We start from the raw sequence: 23,492 nt of genomic DNA on the forward strand, positions 1-23,492 counted from the left end.
GAACGTATCGGGTGACGATCACTTGTCACAAGTTCATGCCGCGCAGATCACGTGAAGATCACATAGTTGAAGGCGCGTCACGTTTACGGGCACCGTCCGTACCGCCCGGGCGGTACGGACGCCGCTCTCAGCCCTCCGGTGTGAACTGCACCGGAAGGGTGCGCAGGCCGCGCATGATGAGGCCGCCCCGCCACCGCAGGTCCGCCGGGTCGGCGTCCAGGCGCAGGTCGGGCAGCCGGCCGAGGAGGGTGGCGAGCGCGGTCTGCCCCTCCAGCCGGGCCAGCGGCGCGCCCAGGCAGTAGTGGATGCCGTGGCCGTAGCCGAGGTGCTGGTTGTCGCGCCGGCCGAGGTCGAGCAGATCGGGTTCGGCGAACCGCTCCGGGTCCCGGTCGGCGGCGGCGAGGACGACCAGGACCGGGTCCCCCGGCGCGATGTCCCGGCCCGCGAGGGTGAGCGGCTCGGTGGCGAACCGCCAGGTGGCCAGCTCCACCGGGCCGTCGTAGCGCAGCAGTTCCTCGACGCCGGTCTCCAGCAGCCCGCGCTCGCCGGCCGCCAGCGACGCCTGCAGCCGCTCCCGCTGCCCGGGATGGGTCAGCAGCGCGTAGGTGCCGTTGCCGATGAGGTTGACGGTCGTCTCGAAGCCCGCGAAGAGGAGGATGAAGGCCATCGCGGCCGCCTCGTTCTCGGTGAGGTGCTCGCCGTGGTCGGAGGCGCGGATCAGGCCGGAGATGAGGTCCTCGCCCGGACCGGGCTCGTCCGGGAGCGCCGCGCGCTTGCGGTGGATGAGGTCGGCCAGGTAGCCGCGCATCTTCTTCACCGACCGCGCGACCCCGCCCCGGGGCCCTCCGCCGTGCCGGATCATCATGCCCGCCCAGTCCCGGAAGTCGTCCTGGTCCTCGCGCGGAACGCCGAGCAGGTCGCAGACGGCGTGGATCGGGAGCGGGAAGGCGAACTCGTGGATGAGGTCGGCGGTGCCGCGCTGCGCGAACCGGTCGATGAGGCCGTCGGCCAGCTCCTGCACGCGCGGCGCGAACTCGGCGACCCGGCGGGGGGTGAACGCCTTGCTGACCAGCCGCCGCAGCCGGGTGTGGTCCGGCGGGTCGATGTTGAGCAGGTGGGTCATCAGCTCGGCCTTGCGCTCGCCGGGGATGCCGGTCTTCCCCTTGGCGTGCGCGGGCTCGTCGTGGTGCGCCGGGTTCTTGCTCAGCCGCTGGTCGGCCAGGGCCTGCCGGGCGTCGGCGTACCGGGTGACCAGCCAGGCCTCCACCCCGCTCGGCAGCCGGGTGCGGTGCACGGGGGCGTGCTCGCGCAGCCAGGCGTACGCCGGGTACGGGTCGGCGGCGAACTCCCAGGTGAAGAGGTCCGGGGCGGGGCTGGCGGGCGCGGGCTGGTCGGTCACCCCTCGACGGTATCGGGCCGCTGCCCGGCCGCCGGACGGGTGCGCCGCTCGGTCTCCAGGATCGCGTCGCGGTAGGCCCGCGCCGCCGCCCGCAGCGCGGCCTCCGGGTCGACGCCCCCGGCCTCGGCGCGGGCCGCCAGTGCCAGCAGCTCGTACCCGACGCCCGGCGCGGCCGGCAGGGGCACGTCCAGGCCCGCCGTGCGCACCCGGGAGGCGAGCTTCGCGGCGAGCGCGAGGCCGGGCTGGCCCAGCGGGACGCCCTCGGTGACGGAGGTGCGCCGCTTCTCCTCGGCCTTGGTGCGCAGCCAGTGCGCCTTGACGTCCTCGGGGGTCGCGGCCGTCTCGTCGCCGAAGACGTGCGGGTGGCGGTGGATCAGCTTGGCGACGATGCCGCCGGCGACGTCGTCGACGGAGAAGGGCTCCTCGGGGTCCTCCTCGGCGATCCGGGCGTGGAAGACCACCTGGAGCAGCACGTCCCCCAGCTCCTCGCGCAGCTCCTCCCGGTCGCCGTCCTCGATCGCCTCGACCAGCTCGTACGCCTCCTCGATGCCGTACTTCGCCAGGCCCTCGTGGGTCTGCCGGGACGACCAGGGGCACTCGGTGCGGATGCGGTCCATGACCTGCACCAGGTCGAGCAGACGGGCGCCCGGCAGGTCGTAGGAGGCGGGCAGCAGCTCCAGGTCCGGCATGCGGTGGCGGCCGGAGCCGGCCAGCCGGGCGAGGCCGTCGGTCAGGGCCGGTTCGCCCTCGCCGGTCGCCACCACCACGACGGTGAGGCCGCCGGCGCAGGCGTCCACCAGCTCCTCGGCGGCGGGCGCGGCCTCGTCCACGGCGACGCCGGCCTCCCGCAGGTACGGCAGCTGCGGGTGCGCGCCGTCGGCGCACAGCACGCGGTCGGCCGTGTGCAGCGCCTGCCACGCCGGCCAGGACAGCAGGCCGGGGGCGACCCGGTGGCTGGTGGTGAGCAGGACGATGCGACCGGGTGCGGGGCCGTCTGCCTGCGGGGCGGCGGCGCTGATGCTGTTCACGCTCCGAACGTAACGCACCGGGGAGCGGGCGCCACGGGCGGAGGCGGGGCCGGGGACCGGCCTCCGGCCGGAGGCGGCCCGAGGGAGCGGCGGGCACCTGGCGGCGGCCGCCCGAGGGCCCGGACCGCCCGGGGGCAGGGCGCGGGGGCACGGCCGCCCGGGGAGCGGCCGCCCGGGGGCCTCGGGCTGCGGCCCGGGAGACCGGAGCCCGCCGGTGTCGCGGGTGCCCCGGGCTGCCGTCCGGGAGACCGGGGTCAGGCCGGCTGCCGGCGCGGGGGCGAGGTGACCTCGCGGATCCACGGGGTGCGGGCGTCCACCCGGCCGCTGCGCTGGACGTCCCAGCTGCCGTAGCGCGGGTTGAGGTCGATGCGCAGTTCGCCTGAGGCCTTGGACAGGGCCTTCCAGAACTCCGGCCTGCTGGGGTCGGTGTGCAGCGACGAGGCGAGCTTCTGCGCCTCCAGCTGGAGGCGCAGGTTGTCGTCCAGGCGCTGCGGCGGCACCCCGTACTGCTGGAGCCAGGCGCTCTTGAGCCCCTTGGCGCCGCCCGCCTGCTGCTCCAGTCCGGCGCGCATCCGCTGGACCTCCAGCCGGCTGACGGAGATGCCCGCGTCCTGCGCGGCCCGGTCCAGTACCCGGTCGAGGACCAGCTGGTGCAGGGTGTCCCGGGTGAGGGTGCCGGTCCGGGCGACCGCCTGCTCGTAGCTCGCCGCGTCGGGGACCGAGGCCCGCTGGGCCCGGCGCACCTCGTCGACCCTGCTCTGGAGCTGCGCGAAAGTGATGCGCTGCCCGCCGACGACGGCCGCCGCGCCCGGATGCGCGTCGTTTCCGCAGGCGGTGAGCAGAGGAGCCGCCGCGGCGATCACGGCGGACAGGGCGAGCGCGGTGCGACGGCGGCGGTGCAAGGGAACCTCCCGAGGAGATTGTGCGACGGTGCACAAGGTCTTGCGGTGATCGATGGTAGGCAGCGGCCGGGCTCCGGCCAACCCATTGGACCAACGATTCCCCGGGTGTTCCGGTACGCCGTCCGGCGCGCCTTCGCCCCGTCGTGCACCCGGTCCGCCCGCCCGGCGGCTCAGGCGCGCTCGCGCACCGCCCGCTCGACGGCCGCTGCCACACCGGCGCGCACCCCGTCGCCGGCGGCGACCGTGCTCGTGTTCGCACCGGCACGGCCGCCGCCCACCAGCACGAAAGCGACCTTCTTCTGCCGGGGCGCCGCCTCGGAGGCCGCCGCGGTCTCGGGGCGGCCGACGGCCAGGACGACGTCGCAGGAGCGCTGCAGCATCCCGTTGAGGAACGGTCGGGCGTTGCCGACGCTCTGCTCCCCGCTCACCTGGGTCCAGCTGACCCGGGCGTGGGTCGCCAGCGAGGCGTCCTGCATGCCCTGCCAGACGGCGGCGCCGCTCCCGGTGATGCCGTCCTTGCCGGTGAGCAGGCAGGCGTCCGTCTCGGTGTAGTGCCGGGCGCGGGTGTCCGGGATCGGCGGCCGGTCGTCGTGCCCGAGGAACAGCACCCCGGCCACGACGAGTGCGGCGACGACGGCCGTCGCACCCGCCGCGAGTGCGACGGTGCGGCCGCGCAGCGACCGCAGCCAAGTGACGGCGGCCCGCCCCAGCACGGCGAGGCGGCCGCCTCCCGGCCCCTGCGCGCCACCGGAGGCGCGTGCCTGCGTCACCTGTCTGACCTGTTTGGTCACGAGAACCGACCGATCCTGTTTCTGTGCCTGCCTGTTCCTGCCTCGGCCGCCGTCTCAGCCGGTAATCGCCACCGGGCCGTCCCAGGCGTCGCGGTCGACGGTGAGGGTGTAGCCGTTCCGCGTCTCCTTGCTGTTGACGAGGTATTGGTGGCCGCGGCTGTGGTTGGTGAACTGGGTGGAACCCCAGGGCCAGTCGGTGGTGGTCGTGTACGTCTTGTCCCAGAGGGCGTACCAGAGGTTGCCCGGCAGGTCGGTCTTGTTGCTCGCGGTGGCGATGGCCTTGGCGCTGGAGCTGCTGAAGCCGTAGAAGCCGGCGCGGTACGTCTTCGCGTGCAGTTCCTTGTCGAAGGCGCGGACGTACGTCAGCACGGCGTCGTTGCACGACGTGTTGGTGATGTCGTACGGCTCCATGTCGAGGTAGACCGCGCTGCCGGCCTTCATGCCGAGCGCAGCGGACTTGGCCACCGCGTCGTCGGCGTCGGCGGTGCCGAGGGAGGAGGCGGTGGAGGCGGTGAGCTTCTCCGGGTTGGAGCTGGTCTGGCACGGCGGCTGGGCGCCGACGTAGATCGGGATGAGCTTGTAGCCGACGGAGCTGACCGACTTCACCCAGGAGGCGGTGAGGTTGGGCTGGTTGCAGCCCCGGTTCTTGCCGCCGACGTAGACGGCGGCCGCGCCGTAGAAACCGGTGTGCCAGGCCTTCATGGCGCTCAGCGAGGGCGCGGTGCAGGTGTCGAAGGCGTGGCCGGTGAAGGTCTTCTGGGCCGGCCAGACGGTGGCGGCCATGGAGGTCTGCGCCGCGATCCCGCCGCCCGCGACGACGGCGGCCCCGGCCACCGCCCACGTGACGTACCTGCGCTTCTTGGACTGCCGGTGCTCGGCCATCCCCACCCCTTGTGTTCTGTACGTGCGCGCGCTCGTGGGCGCGCACGCATACGGAGCGGCGCACGACGACGGTCCTTCGTCACGCGTCCGCTGGAAATCTCTGTTCGGCCCCCTGAAGCGGCTCCCGGCGCGCATGGGCCCGTCTGCCGGACCCCTCCCCGGCGCGCCTGAGCGATCGCAGAGTAAGCGGCTCGCAAAGTATCCGACCGTGCGTCCGCGAACGGGAAACAGAAGCTATCGACCGTCACATGTTTCACTCAAGCAACGGCAAAGACTTCCATGGCACGGCGGCCAAACGTGGGCCCGTCGACCCGACTTCCTTTTTTTGAACAGTTGTTGGTGAACTTCATACCTGTGCATGTACTGTGCAACTTCCGCAGGCCGTATGGTCCGTTGGCCGCCCCCTCGACTGCCCGGCCGGACTCCCCGGCTCCTTCCGGCAGTTCTCCCGGCCCATGCGGCCGTTCACACGGTCCGGACGAGCCGCCCCACGGACTCGTCCGCCCCACCAGAAGGACTCAGATGAACCTCCCGTCCCGCGCCGCCCGCGCCCTCGCCGTGGCCGCCCTCCCCCTGGTCCTGGCGGGCTGCGGCTCCCAGGACGCCACGTCGGCCAAGGCGTCGGCGGCCCCGGCCAAGGACCCCAACGCCGGTCTGTCCACCGGGACCCAGCTGAAGAAGGCGCTGGCCCCGGCGTCCTTCTTCGCCTCCGGCTTCGCGGTCGACCCGAACGGGGAGAGGGACTCCGGCGACACGTACACGCCCCCGTCGACGGCGCCCGCGGCCAAGCCCGACTGCACCAAGCTGGGCGGCACCGCCTGGATCGCGGTCACCGGCGTCACCGGGGTGTCCTTCGCGCAGAACGACTACGTCAGCAAGAACACCTCCGAGGACATCGGCCAGGAGATCGACGCCTACCGCGGCACGACGGCGGCGCAGGTCCTGAAGGACGTGGCGACGACGGCCAAGGCCTGCTCGGGCTTCACCGACTCCCAGACCCACTCCAAGGTGAAGGTCGCCGCCGTGTCCACGCCCGGCCTGGGCGACGACGCCTGGACCGTCACGCTCACCGACTCCGCGTGGCAGAACGGCAGCACGCTGATCGCCGCCCGCGTCGGCACGAACGTCGTCAGTGTGATGTCGACGGACGGCCACGACAACGGCGCGGCGACCGCGAAGAAGCTGACCCAGCGCATCGTCGCCTCCCTGAACGCGTCCGCCAAGAAGTAGCGCGTCCCAGGCCGCCCGGGACCGGCCTGCGCGGGCCTCGGGTGGCCTAGTCTTTACCCCCTTGCACCGCCTTGGGGGGATGAAGATGGAGAAGCGCCTGGAGGCCGGCTGGCTCCAGCGGATCGCCTGGTCGGTCCTGGCCTGGGGATCGCTGGGCCTGCTGGTCTGGGTCCCGTTCCTGTACGTGGCGATCCGCCGCGGCCGCCGCTCGGACTGGGGGGCGTTCGCCGTCTTCGTCTTCTACGAGTGCGCGACGCTCCCCTGGGCCTCGGCCACCTCCCACGGGGACGGTGACCCGGTCCTGGGCGGCGTCGCCCTGCTGTGCCTGCTCATCGCGGCGGCGATGCTCCTGTTCGCCGTCTTCGACGGGCGCTCGGCACCGCAGCCGCAGCCGCTCTACGGGGCACCCCAGGTGCCCGCGCAGGGGCAGGCGTACGGGTACCCGTACGGGCGGTAGCCGGACCGCCCAGGCCGGTTCAGGCGGCGGCCAGTTCGCACCAGACGACCTTGCCCCGGTTGCCCTCCCTCGCCAGCGGCTGCCAGCCCCACAGATCGGCGCAGGCCCGGACGAGTCCGAGCCCCCGCCCCTCCTCCAGGTCGGTGACCTGCTCCAACGACACCGGCGGTTCCGGCGGAGCGGGGTCCGCGTCCCACGCCCCGATCCGTAACACGCCCGCCGCCCAGCGCACCCGCAGGGCGGCGGGCCCCTTGGTGTGCCGTACGGCGTTGGAGACCAGCTCGGCGGCGAGCAGTTCGGCCACGTCGACGAGACGGATCAGCCCGTGCATGGTCAGGATCAGCCGGAGTGTGCGGCGGCTGACAGTGACGGCGCGGGGGTCGTGGGGGATGTAGAGGCAGTACTCCCACGGGTCGGTGGGGGGACCGGTCTCGGGCATGGGTCAACTCCGTCTGAATGCAGTGGGCTTGTGGCTGTGTCGTCACGGATGCGGGTGGTGGCCTGTCGCGTCCGTCATGGCAGGACGGAGCGGTGCGCTTCCGGAGTCCCGGGGTTCCGCAGCGTGTGCGTCGCGTCACCGACGGTAGACCTTAGAATTAAGAGTCTGCAAGCGATCCCGTAGCCTGACCCCCGAACGGGTCGCCTGGGCAGGCATGTTCAGCAAGGAGCGGTCAATGGGGACCAAGCGTGAACCCACAGCGCGGCAGACGCGGCTGGCCCTGGAACTGCGCAGACTCCGCGAGGCCGCAGGCATCAGCTCACGGGAAGCCGCGGCCTTGCTCGGCGTGAACTCCGTCCAGATCAGCCAGATCGAGTCCGGCGCCTCAGGAGTGAGCGAGCAGCGCCTGCGACGCATGGCCTCCAACTATGCGTGCACAGATCAGCAGTTCATCGACGCCTTGGCCGGGATGGTCAGAGATCGGCCGGAAGGGTGGTGGGAGGAGTACCGCGGACAGCTACCCACACCATTCCTGGACCTCGCCGAACTGGAACACCACTCCACATACCGGCACGACGTTGAGCTCCTCTTCGTTCCCGGACTGCTCCAGACACCCGAGTACGCCCGCGCCGCCTTCTCCTCCAGAGTCCCCGAGCTCCCCGACGAGGAGCTCGAACTACGTGTCCGTCATCGTATGCAGCGCAAGGCGATCTTCGTGGGCCCGGATCCCGTCCCCTACGAAGCCGTGGTGCATGAGGCAGCCCTACGCATCAGAGTCAGCGGCCGAGCGACAGCAAGAGCACAGTTGCTCCGCGTCCTGGAACTCTCGGAGGCAGATCACATCACCGTGCGTGCCATCCCCCTCGACATGGATGGTTTCGGTGCAGCCTGGAGTCCGATGATGCTGGCCGGCGGCGCCGTGCCCAAACTGGACACAGCTGTTCGCGACGCACCTCACGGCACCGGCTTCATTGATTCCGAGGCCCAACTCGGCCTCTTTCGAACGCTTTTCCGTAGGGTGGAAGCTGTTTCGCTCGACCCTGCTCGTTCGCGTGACTTCATCCACAGACTGGCCAAGGAGCTGTGAGGCGCATCGTGATCACCCCCGACAAATGGCGGAAGTCCTCCTACTCCGGGGGCGGCGACGGCAACAACTGCGTAGAGATGGCCGACACCCGCACCCACATAGCCGTGCGCGACTCGAAGGCCCCGGCCGGGGCCGTCCTCGTCTTCCCGGCCGGAGCGTTCAGCGCCTTCGTCGACGCCCTGAAGGGCTACACCGGGTTCCGCGGCTGACCGGCTCGCGCGGGCGGCGCCGGGCGACCGGCCCTCTCCCACTCCACGAAGGAGTTGGTGCGGGCGTGGATGAAGGCGTCCGCAGGGTTCGCGGCGTAGCTCCACGGGGGACTGCCGATGTAGCCGCCGACCGCGTGGAACTGCTCGACGGCCTCCGCATGGCGCTTCGTACGGAACAGCGCGTCAGCCAGGAGATGCCGCACGAAGGGAAGCCGGTGGTGACCGGGCGGCACCTGGGTGACCGCGTCGAGCACGGCATCGATGGCCGGTCCCATGAAAGGCTGCTGGTAGACCGCGGCGTCGTTCTCCCGGATGCGGTGCTCGAAGGCCGCGTAGAGACGCAGCACTCGCAGCAGACTTGCCGGAGGGGCCGAGGCAGCAGCCTCCTCGGCGAAGGCGAACATCAACTCGTCGGAACCCCGCCACTTGGCACACCAGTACTGCAGCGCGCGGGTGTGAGCGCCGAAATGGTACGGGTCACGGGCCACGACCTCGGCCCACAGCGCACGGAAGTCCCCGTGCGACCATCCCAGTCCCTGGGCGATGGTGAGCTGCGCGATCCAGGGGCTGGGGTCCTCGGGTGCCATCCGCGCAGCCTCCTGGCAGGCGGGCAGCGCCTCGGCCAGCAGTCGGCGGAAGCCCTCGAACTGCTCCGCCGTGGTGTACTTCGCACGCTTCGCTCCCCTCACCTCGCCCGCGAGCACGACGAGGGCGTCGGCGTGGACCAGGGCGGCGGCCGGGTCGTGGGGGTACTCCGTGCGCCACGCCTTGAGCCATGCGTCGTCCTGCACGGCCGCGTGGGCGAGGATGCCGAGCCGGTACCACCTCAGGTCCCAGTCCCGGCCCGCCTCCGCGAGATAGGCGGCCGCCCGACGCCAGTCACCGGCGACCGCCGCGGCCGCGACGGCGTCGCCCTCCGGGTCCGGACCCGCGAAGCGGGCGTCGAGCCGGTCGCCCGGTACGAGCCCGTACTTGGCGGGGTCGATGACGATCGGTTTCTTCGCCGCGGCCGCGGCACGCTTGGCGCGCGCCTTGCGGGCGTTGAGAGGAATGGAGATGGCGGCGTAGCCGAGCAGGCCGGTGCCGGCTATGGCGACGAATGGGTTCACGGAGGGCGTCCAGAGGTAGGGGTGGAAGGGGGCCGTCGCTGGGTTCAGGGTGCGAACGGCCGGGAGGAGTGCAGCGCTTCGGCGCCGGGGCCCGCTGCGATCAAGGTCCGCAGGGGCTCGGTGTCACAGGGGTCGGCCACGACGGCGTTCAGCGCCGACTCCACCGCGCCGAAGAGACCGTCGGGCGCGATCGTCCGTACCGGCGGGCCGGCCCACGACAACTCCCAGGTCAGGTGACCGGCCTCCACCAGGGCGAGAAGTGACAGGTGATGCAGGGCGTGCCGGAAGGCTGTACGGGCGAATTCGCGGGACGCGCGTCCGGTGCTGCGGGCGGCCACGTCGGACCGAGGCAACCGTGCGGCGACCTCGAACCACGTTCCGCGGTCGACCAGGTCCAGCAGCGCCTCCACGCCGGCGCGGGCTGCGGGATCGGCACCAGACGGGGCGGCGCCGGCGGCGAGGGCGTCGCGCAGCGGCTGAGCGGCGCGCATGTGCTCGGCCAGGCGCAGGTGCTTCGGCAGATCCGGCCAGGCCACACGCCGAGACTGAGCGCCCGGGCCCGGCCTCGATTGCATTTCCAACTCCGCGCAAAGGTGATCCGGTGCGCACAGCAGGGCTGCCGCGGGGAGCGGCTCGGCGTCGGGCCGGCGCCCGTCGTCGGCGAGGGCTTCCAGTGCGGCGATCCGGTCGGCGGCGGGTGGGTGCGAGTCGTACGCCGATGCCGCGTCCGGGGGCGGGAACCGCTCCGCCTCCGCCAACTCGCACGCGCGGGTGCCGTCCGCGAGGAAGAGGCTGAAACCTCCGTGCAGCAGGCCGGCGGGCGGGAACAGTCCCACCGCGCTTCCCATCAGGGCGTAGTCCGTCCAGTAGACGTCGTGTGCGGCCTCCAGGACCGGGATACGGCGCAGTGCCGCGACGGCGTTGTCCCGCCCCGCGACCCGGGCGGCCACCAGATCGGCGGCGAACTCCTGCCGACGGCTCACCGACTGCGTGGCACGCAGGCAGAACCGGGCGTAGACGGTGAACAGCTTCGCCAGGTGGTGGTCGGGGCCGGGCGGCGACTGCCGCGCCCCCTTCTCGTCTGCGGCCGGCTCGGCTCGCTCGCGCAGCGCGAGCACCGTCCGCAGGAGACGGTGGCGAGTAGTCCACACCGTTGCCGCCCACCGGACATCGCCGTTGGCGTAGTGCCCGAGTTCATGGGCGAGGACGGCGTCCAGCTGGTCCCGGGACAGCCCGAGCAACAGCGGCACCCCGAGGTAGAGGCGTCGCTCACCCGGGATCACGCCCCAACGACGGTCCTGCCGAACCCCGGCAGCGGCCTCGGCCGTGAGCACCAGCTCGGTCGGCGGGCGGGTTCCCACCGCCTCGGCGACCTGTCGCACCCGCTCCCATAGTCCGGGCTGCGCCCGCGGCGTCACGGACAGACCGTACGGCTGCTCTTCGCACTTGTCCGCACGGCGGACGAGGAACACTCCCCGAACGAGGGCCCAGGCGATGGCCACCGATCCAAGCAGCCCCTCCAGTCCGTTGAAGGTGAAGACCTGCCCCTCGCAGACGAGAATCCAGTCGCCGACAACCAGCATGGCGAGGACCACCAGCGCCAAGGGGTAGTGCCCTACGAGGAGCCCCAAAGAGAGCAGAGCTCGCGCCGAGCGGCCAGACGCATACCGACCATGTCTCTTCACGTCCACGTCATTCATTCAGCCGTCGCTGTTCCTGCAACGCGGGTACGGCATAGTCCACGCACGCCGACAGAACCCGACGTGCGAGATCATCCGACTCGGTGTCATTCGTGACGGTCCACCAGAAATCCTGCCCACCTGGCATCAGCTCCCCGACCCTCTTCCACCAAGCCCACTTCCCGTACACCTTATTCGGACTCGGCCGGCCCGGGAACTTGGCACCCGCATCCAGGACTTCCTGCCACTTCTCTTTGGAAACTGCCGCGACATTGATCGTGAAGCGCAACCGAGCCGCGGTCGCCCCCGACGATTTCTGAATCCCGAGCAGGAGCCACACACGAGAGTCCGGCAGCTCGAACACCTGCCCGGAGCCCGTAAAGCCAAGCTTTCGCAGCTCGGGAGACAATCCCGTACGAATCGCCGCCGTAAGCACTTCATGCGCAGTCGTCACGTAACGCCCCCGGAGTCCACACGGCTGCATAGAGGTCACCACCGCCGTGCTCAGCAGCGGCACCCAGTGCTCACCCAGCACCTCGTCCCCCCTGTGGAGGGACTCCGGGCTGGTCCACGGCAGCATCCGGGCCCCCGACCCGACTGCAGAAGCCCCGCCAGGACGCATCTGACGGGGCTTCACATTTGCAGTACGAAATGATCCGGGATGGCCGACCAGCCGCGGACAGACGGTCGGCACGCTCGTGCCGCCCGGTGTCACCTTGGCCACCTGGAAGACTGGCTGGTAGCGCTCGCGAGCAACGAGGAGATCGATCGCCCCCGTAGAGCCTTACTGCTTGACTCTCATCGACTCGACGAACCTGTTCGGACGCTCAGCGTAATGATCTTCGATTCGCGTCTCAATGTGCTCAGCCGACCAAACAGCACTGCGCTCCAAGCCGACACATTCCACAGGTGATACCACGGTTTCCTTTCCGTCAGCATCAACAATCACGCAGTCGGCACGATTGAGGATGTCCTGTCGAAAGAAAGCAGGAATCGGCGGTAGGGATTCCTTTGGAGCGCGAGAAATGATCGACCCCCATCGCCCTTTCGAATAGGCAGAGTTATGAACGGCAATGATGAACAACGGGTCTTGCTCAAAGCTGGTCAACCCCTCCCCCACAGCCAGATCCCTGTAGAAAGCCATATAAGGGCGCACACCCAGCATCACCCCATATGCGAATTGACCGTCGGGCAACGACAACCTGAGGATGCCTCCGGCCGTGAATCGTACAGACATCCCCAGGCTTCTCCCATCTCGCAAGTATTCTGCAGATGCAACTAACCGAACGCCACGGTAGCCGCATTCATATAGATCCCTCGCAGGGAATTGTCTTCTGCCACGCCGCGAATAGCGTTGCCTGACGTTCCACCGGCACTTTGCGCACCGCCAAACGCGTCGATCAGTTGTTGCTCACGGCCGCGAATGGCCTGATATGCCGGATCACTGTGCCGCTCGGCAACACTCTTGGTGGCCACTGCGAACTTGTCAAGAACGGCAGGGCCGAACCCCTTCTCGGTCATGTGGTGGCCTGCGTCGCGAGCCGCAACGATCTGTTCCGGCGTCCCGATTCCGCGAGACCGCCCTGTGTAAACGACGCCGGTGTCTGGATTGGTCTTCGTGTACGTCACGTATGTGACATCACAATTGTGAACGAGGACCGGGGTCTCACCTGCCAGCACATAGTACGTGTGGAGGCTGCCGATCGTCAGGTCGTACGTCGTGGTGTTCGCGTGGTAGAGGCGGACACCGGTGACCTCGGTCGTGCCGGTCGGCGTCTGGAGGACGTCGCCGGGCTTGAGGTCCTTCGCCTCGACGAAGGCCGACCTGGTCTCGTCGTAGAAGGGGTGGTGGAAGGTCGTCGTCAGGTGGCCGTCCTGGGCGTCGGCCTTGGTGGCCTGGCCCTGCGACACCTTGCTGATCGCCGCCACCGGCGCCGTCGCCGGCTGGTGGGCGTCACCGTGGCCGTGGCCGAACGCCAGGGCTCCGAGCACCGCCGCCGAGGCCGCCAGGCCGAACGCCGCCTTGCGGGCCGCCTTCTTCGCCACGGACCCGACCGCGGTCTTCGCGCCGGCCTTCGCCGACTTCCCACCCGCGGACCTGCCCGCGCCCTTGACCGTCACATCCACGAAGTCGTGGTCCGTGCGCGTCACGATCACGTCCGTGACCTTGTGCGCCTCCGTGCCCTTCGCGCCCGGTACTGAGTTGGCGATGCTGTCGCCGACCTTGACCTGGTCAATGGCCTTGGTCGTGCCGTCGGCCAGCAGCACACGGGTCGAGCCCGTGAAGCTGTGGGGACCACCCTTCCGGCAGCTCGGGCCGGACTCCTCGGCCGGTCCGCCCGATTCGTCGGAGTGCGACTGGGCCCGCGTCCCCGCCCCCTCCGACTCCGCCGCCGAGGCTGCTTCCTCCGTGGCGTCCCTCGCTCCTGTCTCCTCGGCCTCCGTCGCCCCCTTGCCGAACAGCCCGCCGACGACCTTCATCGCCTTCGGTGCGACCTTCGACAGGAGCTTGCCGCCCAGGCTGCCCAGGGCGCCGCCCACCGCACCCGCGACCGCACCCTCGACCGCCGAGCCCGCGAAGGCGCCCACGCTGCAGTCGCCGCCGCCGTTCTCCGCGCACTTGAAGCCCTGCTCCACCAGGGAGCCCGCCGCGCCCGCGGCCGCCGCGCAGCCGATCGAGCCGACGCCGGCCGTCACCGCCTCGCAGCCCGCGAACACCGCCGTGGACACCACGAAGGAGGTGATCGCCGCGGCGTGGTGCTTGACGTACTTCGCCGCCGACTTCGCCGCCTTGACCGTCGCGTGGTACGCCGTCCTGGCCGCGTGGGCGACCGCGTGCGCGGCCTTCCTCACCACGTGCGCGACCGCGTGCGCCGCCTTCTTCACCGCGTGCACCACCCGGTGCACCGCGCGTGAGATCCGGTGGTACGCGGAGTGCACCGCGTGGACCACCCGGTGGTACGCCCGTCGGACGTGTCTGACCGCGTAGTGGTAGACGCGCCGGACCACCCGGACCGTGGCGTGGTAGTAGTCCCGCACACGGTGGACGATCTTGTGCGCCGCGTGCTTGACCGCGTGGACGACCTTGCGGGCGATGTGCTTGGCCGCGTGGTAGATCCTGTGCGCCGCGTGGCTGACGGCGTGGCTGACCTTGTGCGCGACCTTCTCGGCCCCGCACACCACGTCGTACCAGGAGCAGTTGCCCGACTCGTCCGTGCCGGCCAGCGGGTTGTCGTCGACGTAGGCGAACGGGTTCGCCGCCACCGAGTTCGGCACCGGGTTCAGCGAGATGCTGTCCTTGTTCAGGAAGACACCCGTGTCCGGGTCGTACCAGCGGGACGCCGTGCCGACGTTGCCCGTGCCGGGCTCGGTCCAGCCGGACTGGAAGCCGAGGTGGCCGTCGATCGTGTCGGTCGGGGAGACCACCTTGCCCAGCGGGTCGTAGGAGGCGGAGCCCGCCAGCGAGGTCGCCCCCGAGGCGAAGGTGCCCACCACGTCGCTGTGCTGGTCGGTCAGGGCCAGGACCCCGCTGCCGCCGCCGGCCGGCTTGATGCCGACGATGCCGCCGGACGGGTCGTAGGTGTAGGTGCTGTCGCCGTCGGAGGCGATCGTGTTGTCCGCGCCCGAGTAGGCGAAGGTGCGGGTGGTGCCGGTGCCCGTGTCCCGGTCGGAGACGTTACGGCCGGCCGCGTCCAGCGTGTACGACTGCTGGCCGGCGACGATCTGGCCGCCGAAGGCGTCCGTCTGGTACGCCACCGTGCCGCCCGCCGCCGACGACTCCTGCGTCATCGTGCCGCGGGCGGAGTAGTCGTAGGTGTGGACGCCGTCCGAGGTGAGCTGGTCCCGCTCGTCGTACGTGAAGACGTCCGAGCCGTTGCGGATGCGGTTGCCGGAGGCGTCGTAGGCGTACGCCGTCGTCTTCGAGCCGTCGTTCCACGACGTGAGGCGGTTGGACCAGTCGTAGGTGTACGTGTTGGCCGAAGCGCCCGAGACGCCCGTCGTCGTCTTCGACGTCAGGTTGCCGTTGCCGTCGTAGCCGTAGGTGAAGCTCGCCAGCGTCGAGGCGCCCTGCGCCAGGACGTCGCTGGTGAGTTCGTGGGCACTGTTGTAGCCGAAGGTGCGGGTCTGGCCGGTCGAGCCGTACTTGACCGACTTCAGCTCGTTCAGCTGGCCGTAGGCGTACGTCAGCTGGGAGCCGGTGGCCGCGTCGTTGAGGGACGACAGGCGGCCGGCCGTGTCGTAGCCGTAGGTCGTCGTGCCCGCCGCGTCGGTCCGCGAGGTCATCGCGCCGTCGTCGTTGTAGGCGAAGCCGGACGAGCCCGCCGAGCCCGACGCGGTCAGGACGTCACTGCGGTCGTCGTAGGTGAACGCGTTGTGCGTGGCGTCCTGGTGGTCCACCGCTCCGGCGATGCCCGCCGCGTCGGTGTCCGCCGACAGCACCCGGCCGTCCGCGTCGTACGTGAAGCTCCGCTTGGCCGTCGCCGCGTCCGCGCCCGAGCCGGACATGGTCTTCAGCTGGCCCAGCGAGTCGTACGTCATCGACGTCGTCACGCCGCCCGGCAGCGTCACGTCCGTCATCCGGCCGTCGGCGTCGTAGGCGAAGGTCGTCGTCGAGTCGGCCGCCGAGGTGTACTTCGCGGTGGTCGGCTCGATCACCTTCTCCTGCTGGCCCCACGGCGTGTAGGAGTAGCGCCACGAGTTGCCGCGGCCGTCGGTGAAGCGGGTCCGGTTGCCGGCCGCGTCGTAGCCGAAGGTCGTGGTGATCGACGTGGAGGCGTCGACCGGCTGGATCTCCTGGGTGATGGTGCCGGCCGCGTCGTAGGTGAAGTGGCTGGTGTGGCCGTTGGCGTCGGTGGCGGCGGTCATGTTGCCGACGCCGTCGTAGGCCTGCGAGGTCTCCCAGATCTTGTTGCCGAGCACGTCGTAGGACCGGGTCGCCGTCGGGTCGCCGTCGGCGTTGTAGTCGGTCGTCGAGTAGCTGCCGTCCGCCAGGGTCGTCTTCGAGCGGTTGCCCTCGAAGTCGTAGGCGTAGCGGGTGGGGTTGCCGGCCCCGTCGGTGACCGTGGTGACGTCACCGGCGCGGTCGTAGCCGTACGTCGTCGTCACCCCGCCGGGGGAGGTGGTGGAGGCGACGTGGGCGCCGTAGGGGTTGCCGGTGGTGACCGCGTAGGAGTTGGTGGTGGTCAGCGTCCGCGTCGACGGCTGGCGCTCCAGCGTCGTCTGCGTCAGCTGCCGGCCCAGGTAGTCGTACGTGGCCTGGGTCTGCGCGCCGGTCGGGTCCGTCGCCGAGAGCTGCTCGCCGTCGGTGTCGTAGGTGGCGTGCGTCGTGCTGCCGTCCGGCGCGGTGGTCTGGGCGACGTTGCCCATCTGGTCGTACAGGTACGACGTGGTCCTGCCGCCGGGCGAGGTGACGGCGGTCTGGTTGCCCTCGCTGTCGTAGGTGAAGACGGTCGTGCCCGCGTTGGGCGACGAGGCGCCGCTCGGGGTGTACGGGGGCAGCGTCTCGGAGACCTTGTTGCCCTCGGCGTCGTACACCGTGGAGGTGACCAGGCCGTTGGGGTCCTGCTCCTCGACGCTCTCGCCGAAGGTGTTGAAGCCGCTGGTCGTGACCGGGCGGACGGTGGACGCGGTGGTGCCGTCCGGCTCCGCCTGGACGGCGGGCGCGGTGGTGACCGCGAGGTTGCCCGCCTCGTCGTAGGCGTAGTCGGTGGTGTGCTGCTCGGCGTCCGTCATGGACGTCGGCAGGCCGCGCTTGTCGTAGGCGTACGTGGTGGTCTGCGCGTCGGAGGAGCCGACCGTGCCGCCGGAGCGGCCCTTGCCGTACAGCGAGGTGATCTCGGAGTCGGACAGGGCCCGCTGGTAGACCTGCACGTCGGAGACCGCGCCGGGGAGCGCGTCGTCGGCGTTGCCCGCGTACTTGTCCTGGCCGACGCTGAGCGGCCCGGTGGCGTTCCACGGGGTGGTGTTGGTGGTCGAGCCGGACAGGCTGCCGTTGACGTACAGCTTGACGGCGCCGGTGGCGGCGTCGTACTCGCCCACCAGGTGCGTCCAGGTGTTGGCGGACGGCGTGGCGGTGGCGTAGGCGCCCGGGAAGGTGGCGCCGGAGGCGTCCTTGCTGGTGTCCAGCATGCTCCACATGGGCGCGCTGGTGTGCGCGTAGTTGTACTGGAGCATGAACGCGCTGTTCGTGGTGCCGTTCTGCGCCACGACGGCCGCGTTGTGGGTCGGCAGCGAGCTCATCTTGACCCACGCCGACACGGTGTACGAGGCGGTGGTGTCCAGCACCGGACCGTTGGTGGCGATGCCCGACGACGTCGTGCCGTCGAAGTTGGCGGCGCCGTCGCTCCAGGTGACGCCGGTCGCCTGGGCGGAGTTGCCGGTGCCCGAGGCGTCGGTGACCTGGGTGCCGGAGGTCTGGTCGAGCTTCCACCAGCCCGCGGGGTGACCGGAGGCGTCCCCGTACAGCGTCTCGCTGAGCAGGTTGCCCATGTCGTCGTAGGTGTTGGTGGTGGTGCGGTCGTATCCGGAGGCGTCGTGGTTGCTCTCGGTGGCGACCTGATCGTCCGGGGTGTACGACACGGTGGTCACGCGGTCCACACCGGTCGGGTCCAGCTCGGTGGAGGTGGTCCGGGACGCGGCGTCGACGGTGTACTTGGTGACGTTCTCGCCGTTGTCCGAGGTGGACTGCAGCAGGTTGCCGGCCGCGTCGTAGGTGTCCGACTCCAGCACGTAGGTGCTCTGGCCGTCGGCGCTGGTCCGCTTCACCGTCGAGGTCAGGCCGTCGTCGGTGTAGGTGTACGAGGTGGTGTTGCCCATCGCGTCGGTGATCGACGCGAGCCGTCCGGCCGGGTCGTAGGCGCGGGAGGACTCGGTCACCAGGGTCGCCGGCTGCGGGTTGGCGGGGTCGCCGGTGGACATCAGGCCCTGGGTGAGCAGGGCGCCGTTGTCGTCGTAGGTGTACCGGGTCTCGTTCCCGGCGCTGGTGACCTCCTTGGTCTTGTTGCCGGATGTGTCGTAGGTGTACGTGGTGGTGTTGCCGTTGGAGGCGCCCTCGGCCGCGTTGGCGTCGGCCTCGGTCAGCACGTGGTCGTAGCCGTCGTAGGTCCACGTCTGCGTGCGGGACGTGTCGCCGCCGCTCGCGTCGGCGACGGACTGCGAGGTGGTGTTGCCGTCCTCGTCGTAGACCGTGCTGGTGACGGCGGCGTGCGTGGCGCCGGTGACGCGGTCGGTGAGCTGCGGGTCGTGCTCCTCGATCACCTGGCCGGCGGCGTCGTACTTGTACGTCGTCACCAGGCCGTTGGGGTAGGTGTCGGAGACGACCTTCTGGGTGGTGACCTGGCCCAGACCGTCGTACGTGTACTGGGTGACCAGGCCGATGGCGTCGGTGGTGGAGGCCACGTCGCCGTTCTTGAAGTAGGACACCTGGTTGACGGCGCCGCCCGGGCTGACCGTCTTCACCGGAAGGCCCTTGGGCACGGTGCCGCCGTCGGCGGACGGGTAGGCGCTGGTGCCGTCGCTGTACTCGGTGCTGGTGCTCCGGCCGTTCGGGAAGCCGGGCACCGCCGGGCCGGTGATCTTCGTCTGGTTGCCGGCCGTGTCGTAGGTGTACGACGTGAGGTAGGTGGTGTCGGTCGCGGACGAGGACCGGCCGTCGCGCTCGGTCAGCAGCTGGTCGTTGCGCGGGTCGGCGGTGGTCAGCTGCGCCGTGGTGTCGTCCGGGTAGTACGCGTAGTACTCGGTGTTGCACTTGTTGGCGGGCTGGTCCTGGCAGGACGTGGAGGACACCACGTTGCCGCGCACGTCGTGGCCGGTGACCGTCATCGACCCGTTGGGGTCGGTGACCGTGTGCTCGAAGCCGGCGGTGTCGTATCCGAAGCTCGTCCGGTTGCCCAGGCCGTCGGTCTCGGTCAGCGCGCGGTTGCCGTTGGTGACGTCGTAGGTGTACGTCGGGGTGGAGTTGGTCGGCGAGGTGACCTTGACGGTCTTCACCGGCAGCAGGCCGGTGGAGTTCTTCGCCGCCTGGAACTGCTCGGCGACGTCGGCGTCGGTCAGCTGCGACCGGAAGAGCGCGACGTCGGAGATCGAGCCCTTGAAGTACATCGCGTAGCCGGTGTTGCTGGTGGAGCTGTTGTGCGCCTCGTCGGGCCAGTTGCCGCCGTTGAAGCCCGCGCCGACGTACGTGTACGGCTGGTTGACCATGGCCGGCGCGCCGCTCTGGGTGCCCACCAGGGTGCCGTCGAGGTAGAGCGACTGGCTGCTCGCCGAGGAGGAGAGCACGACGTGGTGCCACTTGCCGTCGGCGACGGAGGCGGAGGAGCCGAGCGGCTTGGTGGAGCCGCCGGAGAAGTAGAACTCCCCGTACAGCTTTCCGCTGGTGCCGACGTAGAGGACGGGCGTGAAGGCGGTCGCGGTGGTGGCGCCCAGCGGGTCGCGGGACGCGCCGAGCAGCACGCCGCCGGCGGTGGACGTCTTGAACCACATGCTCGCCGACTCGGCGCCGGAGCCCGGGACCGATCCGCCGGGCAGGGTCACCCTGGACGCCGTCCCGTCGAAGGCGGCGGACTTGGCGTCGCTGAAGGTGCCGGAACCGCCGAGGGTCACGGAGCTGTAGGTGCCGTCACCGCCGTGCACCTGGTCCAGGGCGGTCGTGGCGCCGGCGGCCTCGCCGAGACGGAAGTACTCGGAGGGGGCGGCGCCGAGCACGGCTCCGCGGTAGGTGTCGCTGGAGCCGGTGACGGTCGGGGAGCCGAGCTTCCAGACGCCGCCGTTCTCGTCGGTGAGCTGGGTCAGCGTGGTGGAGTCCGAGTCGTACTGCATCCCCGCGAAGGTCTTGCCGGACGGCCGGGTCACGCTGCTGAGCAGGCTGGTGCCGTGCGTGCCGTACGTGTACAGCGCGCTGACGTCGGCGGCGACCAGGGGGCGGCTGTACCAGCCGACGTCGGCGATGGAGCCGTTGAAGTAGGTGGCGTAGCCGTCCTTCTCGGTGGTCGAGTAGTGCGGCTCGTCGGGCCAGCTGCCGCCGAGGAAGCCGGTGCCGAGGTAGTTGAACGACTGGTTCTTGCCGAAGGCGGTCGCGCTCTTGATGGAGACGGTGCCGGTGCGCGAGCCGACCTTGGTGTTGTCCAGGAACAGGGTCTGGGAGTTGCCGGCGGCGGACAGCACCACGTGGTGCCACTTGCCGTCGGCGACGGACGCGGTGGACACGATCGGGTTGACGCCGCCGCTGTACCAGAACTCGGCGTTCAGCTTGCCGTCGGTGCCGACGTAGACGGACGGCGTGAAGAAGCCGGCGGCCTGTCCGGAGCCGATCGGCTGGGAGGCGTAGGAGTAGAGAACGCCGGGGCCGGCCGAGGTCTTGAACCACAGGGAGATCGCGCCGGAGTCGGTGTCGTTGCCGAGGTTCTTGGGCAGCGAGACGTCGGAGGAGGTGCCGTTGAAGCCGGCGGCCTTCGCCGAGGAGCCGGTGAGCGGTCCGGTGGACGAGCCCAGGGTGACGTTCTCGTACGTCGCGTCGGTCGTGCCCTCGTTGGCGAGGATCGTGTCCTTCGCGCTGGTGCCCGAGGTCTCCGACAGGGGCCAGAAGGTGTGCGGGTCCAGGTCGAGGGCGGCGTTGCGGTAGCCGGAGCCGGAGCTGTAGCCGTAGGTGGTGCACTTGGTGGCGGACAGCGGTGAGCAGACCTTGGTGAGCTGGTCGCCGGTGTAGCCGTAGGTCCACGTCTGGACGGTGGAGGTGTCGCCGGGGGTGACCGGGTCGGTGACCACGGTCGCGACGTGCGCCGCCTGCGCGCCCGAGGGGGTGCTCCAGGTCAGCGACAGCGAGCGGCCGGAGACGGCGGAGGTGATCTTCGTGACGTGCCCGCCGGACCAGGTGAGGTCGATCGTGCGGCCGTTGGCGTCGGTGACCGAGGTGAGGCCGTAGCCGCCGGAGCCCAGGGACTGGGTGAAGGTGTAGACGGTGTCGTCCTTGTCGGTCAGCGTGTAGCCGCCGGTGACCGTCTTGAAGGTGGCGAACCGTCCGTTGCCGGGCGTGAAGGTGCCGTCGCTGTTCTTGCCGTAGCCGACCTGGGAGCCGTCGGGGTAGGTGACGACGACGCTGGTGACCGCGCCGGAGGCGTTGTACTGCTCGGTGGCCCGGGAGTCGAAGATGCTGGACCAGCCGGAGCCGAAGGCCCCGGCCCAGCGCGGGTCGCGGGAGTTGTAGTCGCGTTCGACGTCCAGGGACGGGCCGACGGTGGAGATCGAGGCGTCGGTGTCGGAGGTCGTGTAGTTGCCGATGGCCGCGTCGAAGCCGTGGTCGCTGCTGTTCTGCGACAGCCCGGAGGTGATCACGGGCTGCGGGACCTGCACGGACAGGGCGTAGGGGTCCGCGGGAGAGTACAGATTGGTGGTGGCGTCGTAGGCCCGCACGCTCCACGTGTAGGACTTGCCCCAGGCGAGCTTGCCGGCGGGCACGGTCCAGTCGCCGGTGGCGATCAGGCCCGAGTCGGCGACCTTGGCGCCGGAGGCGTCGAAGACCTGGAACTGGTACTGGTTGTTCCCGCCGCCGGAGGAGTTGGCGCCGCCCGCCCAGGCGGTGAGTTCCGGCTGGGTGGTGCCGACGACGGCGTTGTCCTGCGGGAACTGCTCGTACAGCTGCGGCGCGGTGTTGCCGGTGTAGGTGACCGACAGGACCGGGCCCTTGCCCGGGTCGTTGAAGGAGCCGAACTGCTTCCAGTGCAGGTTGTCGGTGGTCGACGCGTAGACCGCCAGGCCGTAGTCGGCGGTGGTGCCGCTGAACCAGCCCTGGATGGCGGAGGTGGACAGCGGGACCGTCACCGAGTCGCCCACGGTGCGGTCGGCGGCGGTGTTGGCGCACGCGGTGGGCACGCTGGGGGTGGCGTTGCCGATGGAGGCGCCCTTGGAGGGGCCCGGGTAGCTGGTGACGGACTCGGGGGTCCAGGTGCCGGTCACCAGGGCGATGTCGAAGCGCTCCGGGGTGCAGGTGGCGGCCCAGGTGTCGAAGAGCTTCAGGGACGCGGCGGTGACGGTGGCGCCGCTGGCGTCCCAGGCGGTGTCCCAGTGGTTGACGAAGCTGTTCGCCGCGTGCGTGCCGGAGTCGTAGGAGCCGACCTTGATGGTCTGCTCGTAGGAGTGGTCGATGTTGTTGCCGGCCCCGGACTCGGCGTAGGTGGTGGTCCATCCGTCGTCGACGGTCGGGTCGACGGTGACCGGGAAGACGCGGTGCGGGTCGCGCAGCCAGCGGCTGTCCAGGGTCACCTTCAGCGCGTAGCCGTCCTTGCCGTGGACGAGTTCGGAGGTCACGGCGTGGGTGGTGGCGGGGTCGCCGGAGCGGCGGTTCACCTTCGCGTCGTAGGCGTACGCGGGCGGGATGCGCTCCATGGTCCGGCCCGTGCCGTCGCGCAGGTCGATCCAGCCGGTGTCCGCGTGCTGGACAGGGGTGAGGCCCTTGAGGGTGAGGGGGAACGTCCAGGAGTTCGCGGCGTCCGCGGAGTGCAGGACGACCGACTCCTTCACACCGGTGGCGGTGGGCGACACCTTCAGGTCGGTGGAGTCCAGGACGCCCCCGTAGGTGACGGTCGAGCCGTCCGCGGTGCCCTGGACCGGGGCGGCGTCCGCGAGGGAGTAGGCGATGCGGTGCCGCGCGTCGGTCGCGAGGGAGGCCAGGGCGGAGTCGGTGCCCTTGGCGCCGAAGTCGACGGCGACGGAGTTGGCCTTCTCGTGCCAGCGTCCGTCCGGTCCGGCTCGCACCTCCACGTCGATGGGCGCCCACCGGCCCTTGCTCACCCGGTAGTTGACGGTCGCGGGCGATATCTGGCGGGTGGTGGAGCCGTCGGCGTTGTCGTAGACGGTCTCGTTGCGCGTGGACTTGCCGGCGTCCCGCTTGCTGGTCCTGGCGTCGAAGGCGCCGCCTCCGGCGCTGCGTCCGCGCTTCACGCTGCTGGAGTGCGGGTGGTAGGCGGCCAGCTCACCCCGGCCCCTGCCGGGGGCGCGGCCCGCGCCGCGGTGGGCGTCCGTGGCGTCGGCGGAGACGTGGTGGCGGCGGCCGGCCGCGGTTCCGGACTTCTGGTGCGGCAGCCTGCCCCAGTGCGGGTCGGTGAACCAGGACGCGAGGGACGACGCGCTCAGGCCGGACATGTCGATCCGGCCCAGCTCCATGCCCTCGGCGAGCGCCTGGTTGGTCGTCAGCATCAGGGCCATCGCGGTGAGGACCACCGCGGCGACCATGCGCTGTGCACGGGGTGCACGACGTTCGGGCCGCACGGGCCGCGCGGGGCGCGCG

At 70.6% G+C, this 23,492-nt stretch carries 15 protein-coding genes; 4 read left to right on the forward strand and 11 right to left on the reverse strand.

Features of this window, described 5'->3' with window-relative positions; all coding sequences use genetic code 11:
• Positions 1-127: 127 nt before the first annotated feature.
• The 5 genes from P3H78_RS23945 to P3H78_RS23965 all read right to left on the reverse strand — a co-directional run bounded on the left by P3H78_RS23945 (position 128) and on the right by P3H78_RS23965 (position 5,002).
• Positions 128-1,399 carry a cytochrome P450 family protein gene (locus P3H78_RS23945; protein WP_276111198.1) on the reverse strand — a complete coding sequence of 424 codons (1,272 nt, stop codon included), beginning with the start codon at positions 1,397-1,399 and terminating at the stop codon, positions 128-130.
• Positions 1,396-2,418 (reverse strand): nucleoside triphosphate pyrophosphohydrolase, encoded by a 1,023-nt coding sequence (locus tag P3H78_RS23950; protein WP_276111263.1) that lies wholly within the window; start codon positions 2,416-2,418, stop codon positions 1,396-1,398. Before P3H78_RS23950 ends, P3H78_RS23945 begins: the two co-directional genes overlap by 4 nt.
• Before the next feature lie 263 nt (positions 2,419-2,681).
• Positions 2,682-3,329, reverse strand: a complete 648-nt coding sequence (locus P3H78_RS23955) for a SurA N-terminal domain-containing protein (RefSeq protein WP_276111199.1) — start codon at positions 3,327-3,329, stop codon at positions 2,682-2,684.
• Positions 3,330-3,499: 170 nt separating this feature from the next.
• Positions 3,500-4,099 (reverse strand): hypothetical protein, encoded by a 600-nt coding sequence (locus P3H78_RS23960; RefSeq protein WP_276111200.1) that lies wholly within the window; start codon positions 4,097-4,099, stop codon positions 3,500-3,502.
• Positions 4,100-4,174: 75 nt separating this feature from the next.
• On the reverse strand, positions 4,175-5,002 hold the full coding sequence (locus tag P3H78_RS23965) for a glycoside hydrolase domain-containing protein (protein ID WP_276111201.1): 828 nt from the start codon (positions 5,000-5,002) through the stop codon (positions 4,175-4,177).
• Between the two features lie 522 nt (positions 5,003-5,524).
• Here P3H78_RS23965 and P3H78_RS23970 point away from each other — a divergent pair.
• Together P3H78_RS23970 and P3H78_RS23975 are read left to right on the forward strand one after the other, a co-directional pair.
• Positions 5,525-6,232, forward strand: a complete 708-nt coding sequence (locus P3H78_RS23970; protein WP_276111202.1) for a hypothetical protein — start codon at positions 5,525-5,527, stop codon at positions 6,230-6,232.
• Positions 6,233-6,311: 79 nt separating this feature from the next.
• On the forward strand, positions 6,312-6,689 hold the full coding sequence (locus P3H78_RS23975) for a hypothetical protein (protein WP_276111203.1): 378 nt from the start codon (positions 6,312-6,314) through the stop codon (positions 6,687-6,689).
• 19 nt (positions 6,690-6,708) lie between these two features.
• Here the strand turns inward: P3H78_RS23975 and P3H78_RS23980 are convergent, their stop codons facing one another.
• Positions 6,709-7,128, reverse strand: a complete 420-nt coding sequence (locus P3H78_RS23980; RefSeq protein WP_276111204.1) for an ATP-binding protein — start codon at positions 7,126-7,128, stop codon at positions 6,709-6,711.
• Between the two features lie 235 nt (positions 7,129-7,363).
• On the opposite strand from P3H78_RS23980, the gene P3H78_RS23985 reads away from it, so the two are divergent.
• Positions 7,364-8,215: a helix-turn-helix domain-containing protein gene (locus tag P3H78_RS23985; RefSeq protein WP_276111205.1), complete on the forward strand. Its 852-nt coding sequence runs from the start codon at positions 7,364-7,366 to the stop codon at positions 8,213-8,215.
• A gap of 8 nt (positions 8,216-8,223) precedes the next feature.
• Positions 8,224-8,424, forward strand: coding sequence for a DUF397 domain-containing protein (locus P3H78_RS23990; protein WP_276111264.1), 201 nt, complete (start codon positions 8,224-8,226; stop codon positions 8,422-8,424).
• On the opposite strand, the gene P3H78_RS23995 is transcribed toward P3H78_RS23990, so the two are convergent.
• The 5 genes from P3H78_RS23995 to P3H78_RS24015 all read right to left on the reverse strand — a co-directional run bounded on the left by P3H78_RS23995 (position 8,403) and on the right by P3H78_RS24015 (position 23,437).
• Complete coding sequence (locus P3H78_RS23995; RefSeq protein ID WP_276111206.1) at positions 8,403-9,533, reverse strand: hypothetical protein; 1,131 nt, start codon at positions 9,531-9,533, stop codon at positions 8,403-8,405. The genes P3H78_RS23990 and P3H78_RS23995 overlap by 22 nt on opposite strands.
• A 44-nt stretch (positions 9,534-9,577) precedes the next feature.
• Entirely contained in the window at positions 9,578-11,164 is a 1,587-nt protein-coding gene (locus tag P3H78_RS24000) for a M48 family metalloprotease (RefSeq protein ID WP_276111207.1), read from the reverse strand.
• A 61-nt stretch (positions 11,165-11,225) separates the two neighbouring features.
• On the reverse strand, positions 11,226-11,747 hold the full coding sequence (locus P3H78_RS24005; protein ID WP_276111209.1) for a DUF4304 domain-containing protein: 522 nt from the start codon (positions 11,745-11,747) through the stop codon (positions 11,226-11,228).
• Between the two features lie 249 nt (positions 11,748-11,996).
• Entirely contained in the window at positions 11,997-12,449 is a 453-nt protein-coding gene (locus P3H78_RS24010; RefSeq protein ID WP_276111211.1) for an Imm26 family immunity protein, read from the reverse strand.
• Between the two features lie 41 nt (positions 12,450-12,490).
• Positions 12,491-23,437: a LamG-like jellyroll fold domain-containing protein gene (locus P3H78_RS24015; RefSeq protein ID WP_276111212.1), complete on the reverse strand. Its 10,947-nt coding sequence runs from the start codon at positions 23,435-23,437 to the stop codon at positions 12,491-12,493.
• Between the last annotated feature and the right edge of the window lie 55 nt (positions 23,438-23,492).

Origin of the sequence: Streptomyces tropicalis, from assembly GCF_029269835.1 — a bacterium.
Lineage (GTDB): Bacteria > Actinomycetota > Actinomycetes > Streptomycetales > Streptomycetaceae > Streptomyces > Streptomyces tropicalis.

Coding starts and splice junctions, on each gene's coding strand:
- P3H78_RS23965 (WP_276111201.1), bottom strand. CDS start 5,002: ATGGCCGAGCACCGGCAGTCCAAGAAGCGCAGGTACGTCACGTGGGCG.
- P3H78_RS23975 (WP_276111203.1), top strand. CDS start 6,312: ATGAAGATGGAGAAGCGCCTGGAGGCCGGCTGGCTCCAGCGGATCGCC.
- P3H78_RS23970 (WP_276111202.1), top strand. CDS start 5,525: ATGAACCTCCCGTCCCGCGCCGCCCGCGCCCTCGCCGTGGCCGCCCTC.
- P3H78_RS24015 (WP_276111212.1), bottom strand. CDS start 23,437: ATGGTCGCCGCGGTGGTCCTCACCGCGATGGCCCTGATGCTGACGACC.
- P3H78_RS23985 (WP_276111205.1), top strand. CDS start 7,364: ATGGGGACCAAGCGTGAACCCACAGCGCGGCAGACGCGGCTGGCCCTG.
- P3H78_RS23980 (WP_276111204.1), bottom strand. CDS start 7,128: ATGCCCGAGACCGGTCCCCCCACCGACCCGTGGGAGTACTGCCTCTAC.
- P3H78_RS24010 (WP_276111211.1), bottom strand. CDS start 12,449: ATGTCTGTACGATTCACGGCCGGAGGCATCCTCAGGTTGTCGTTGCCC.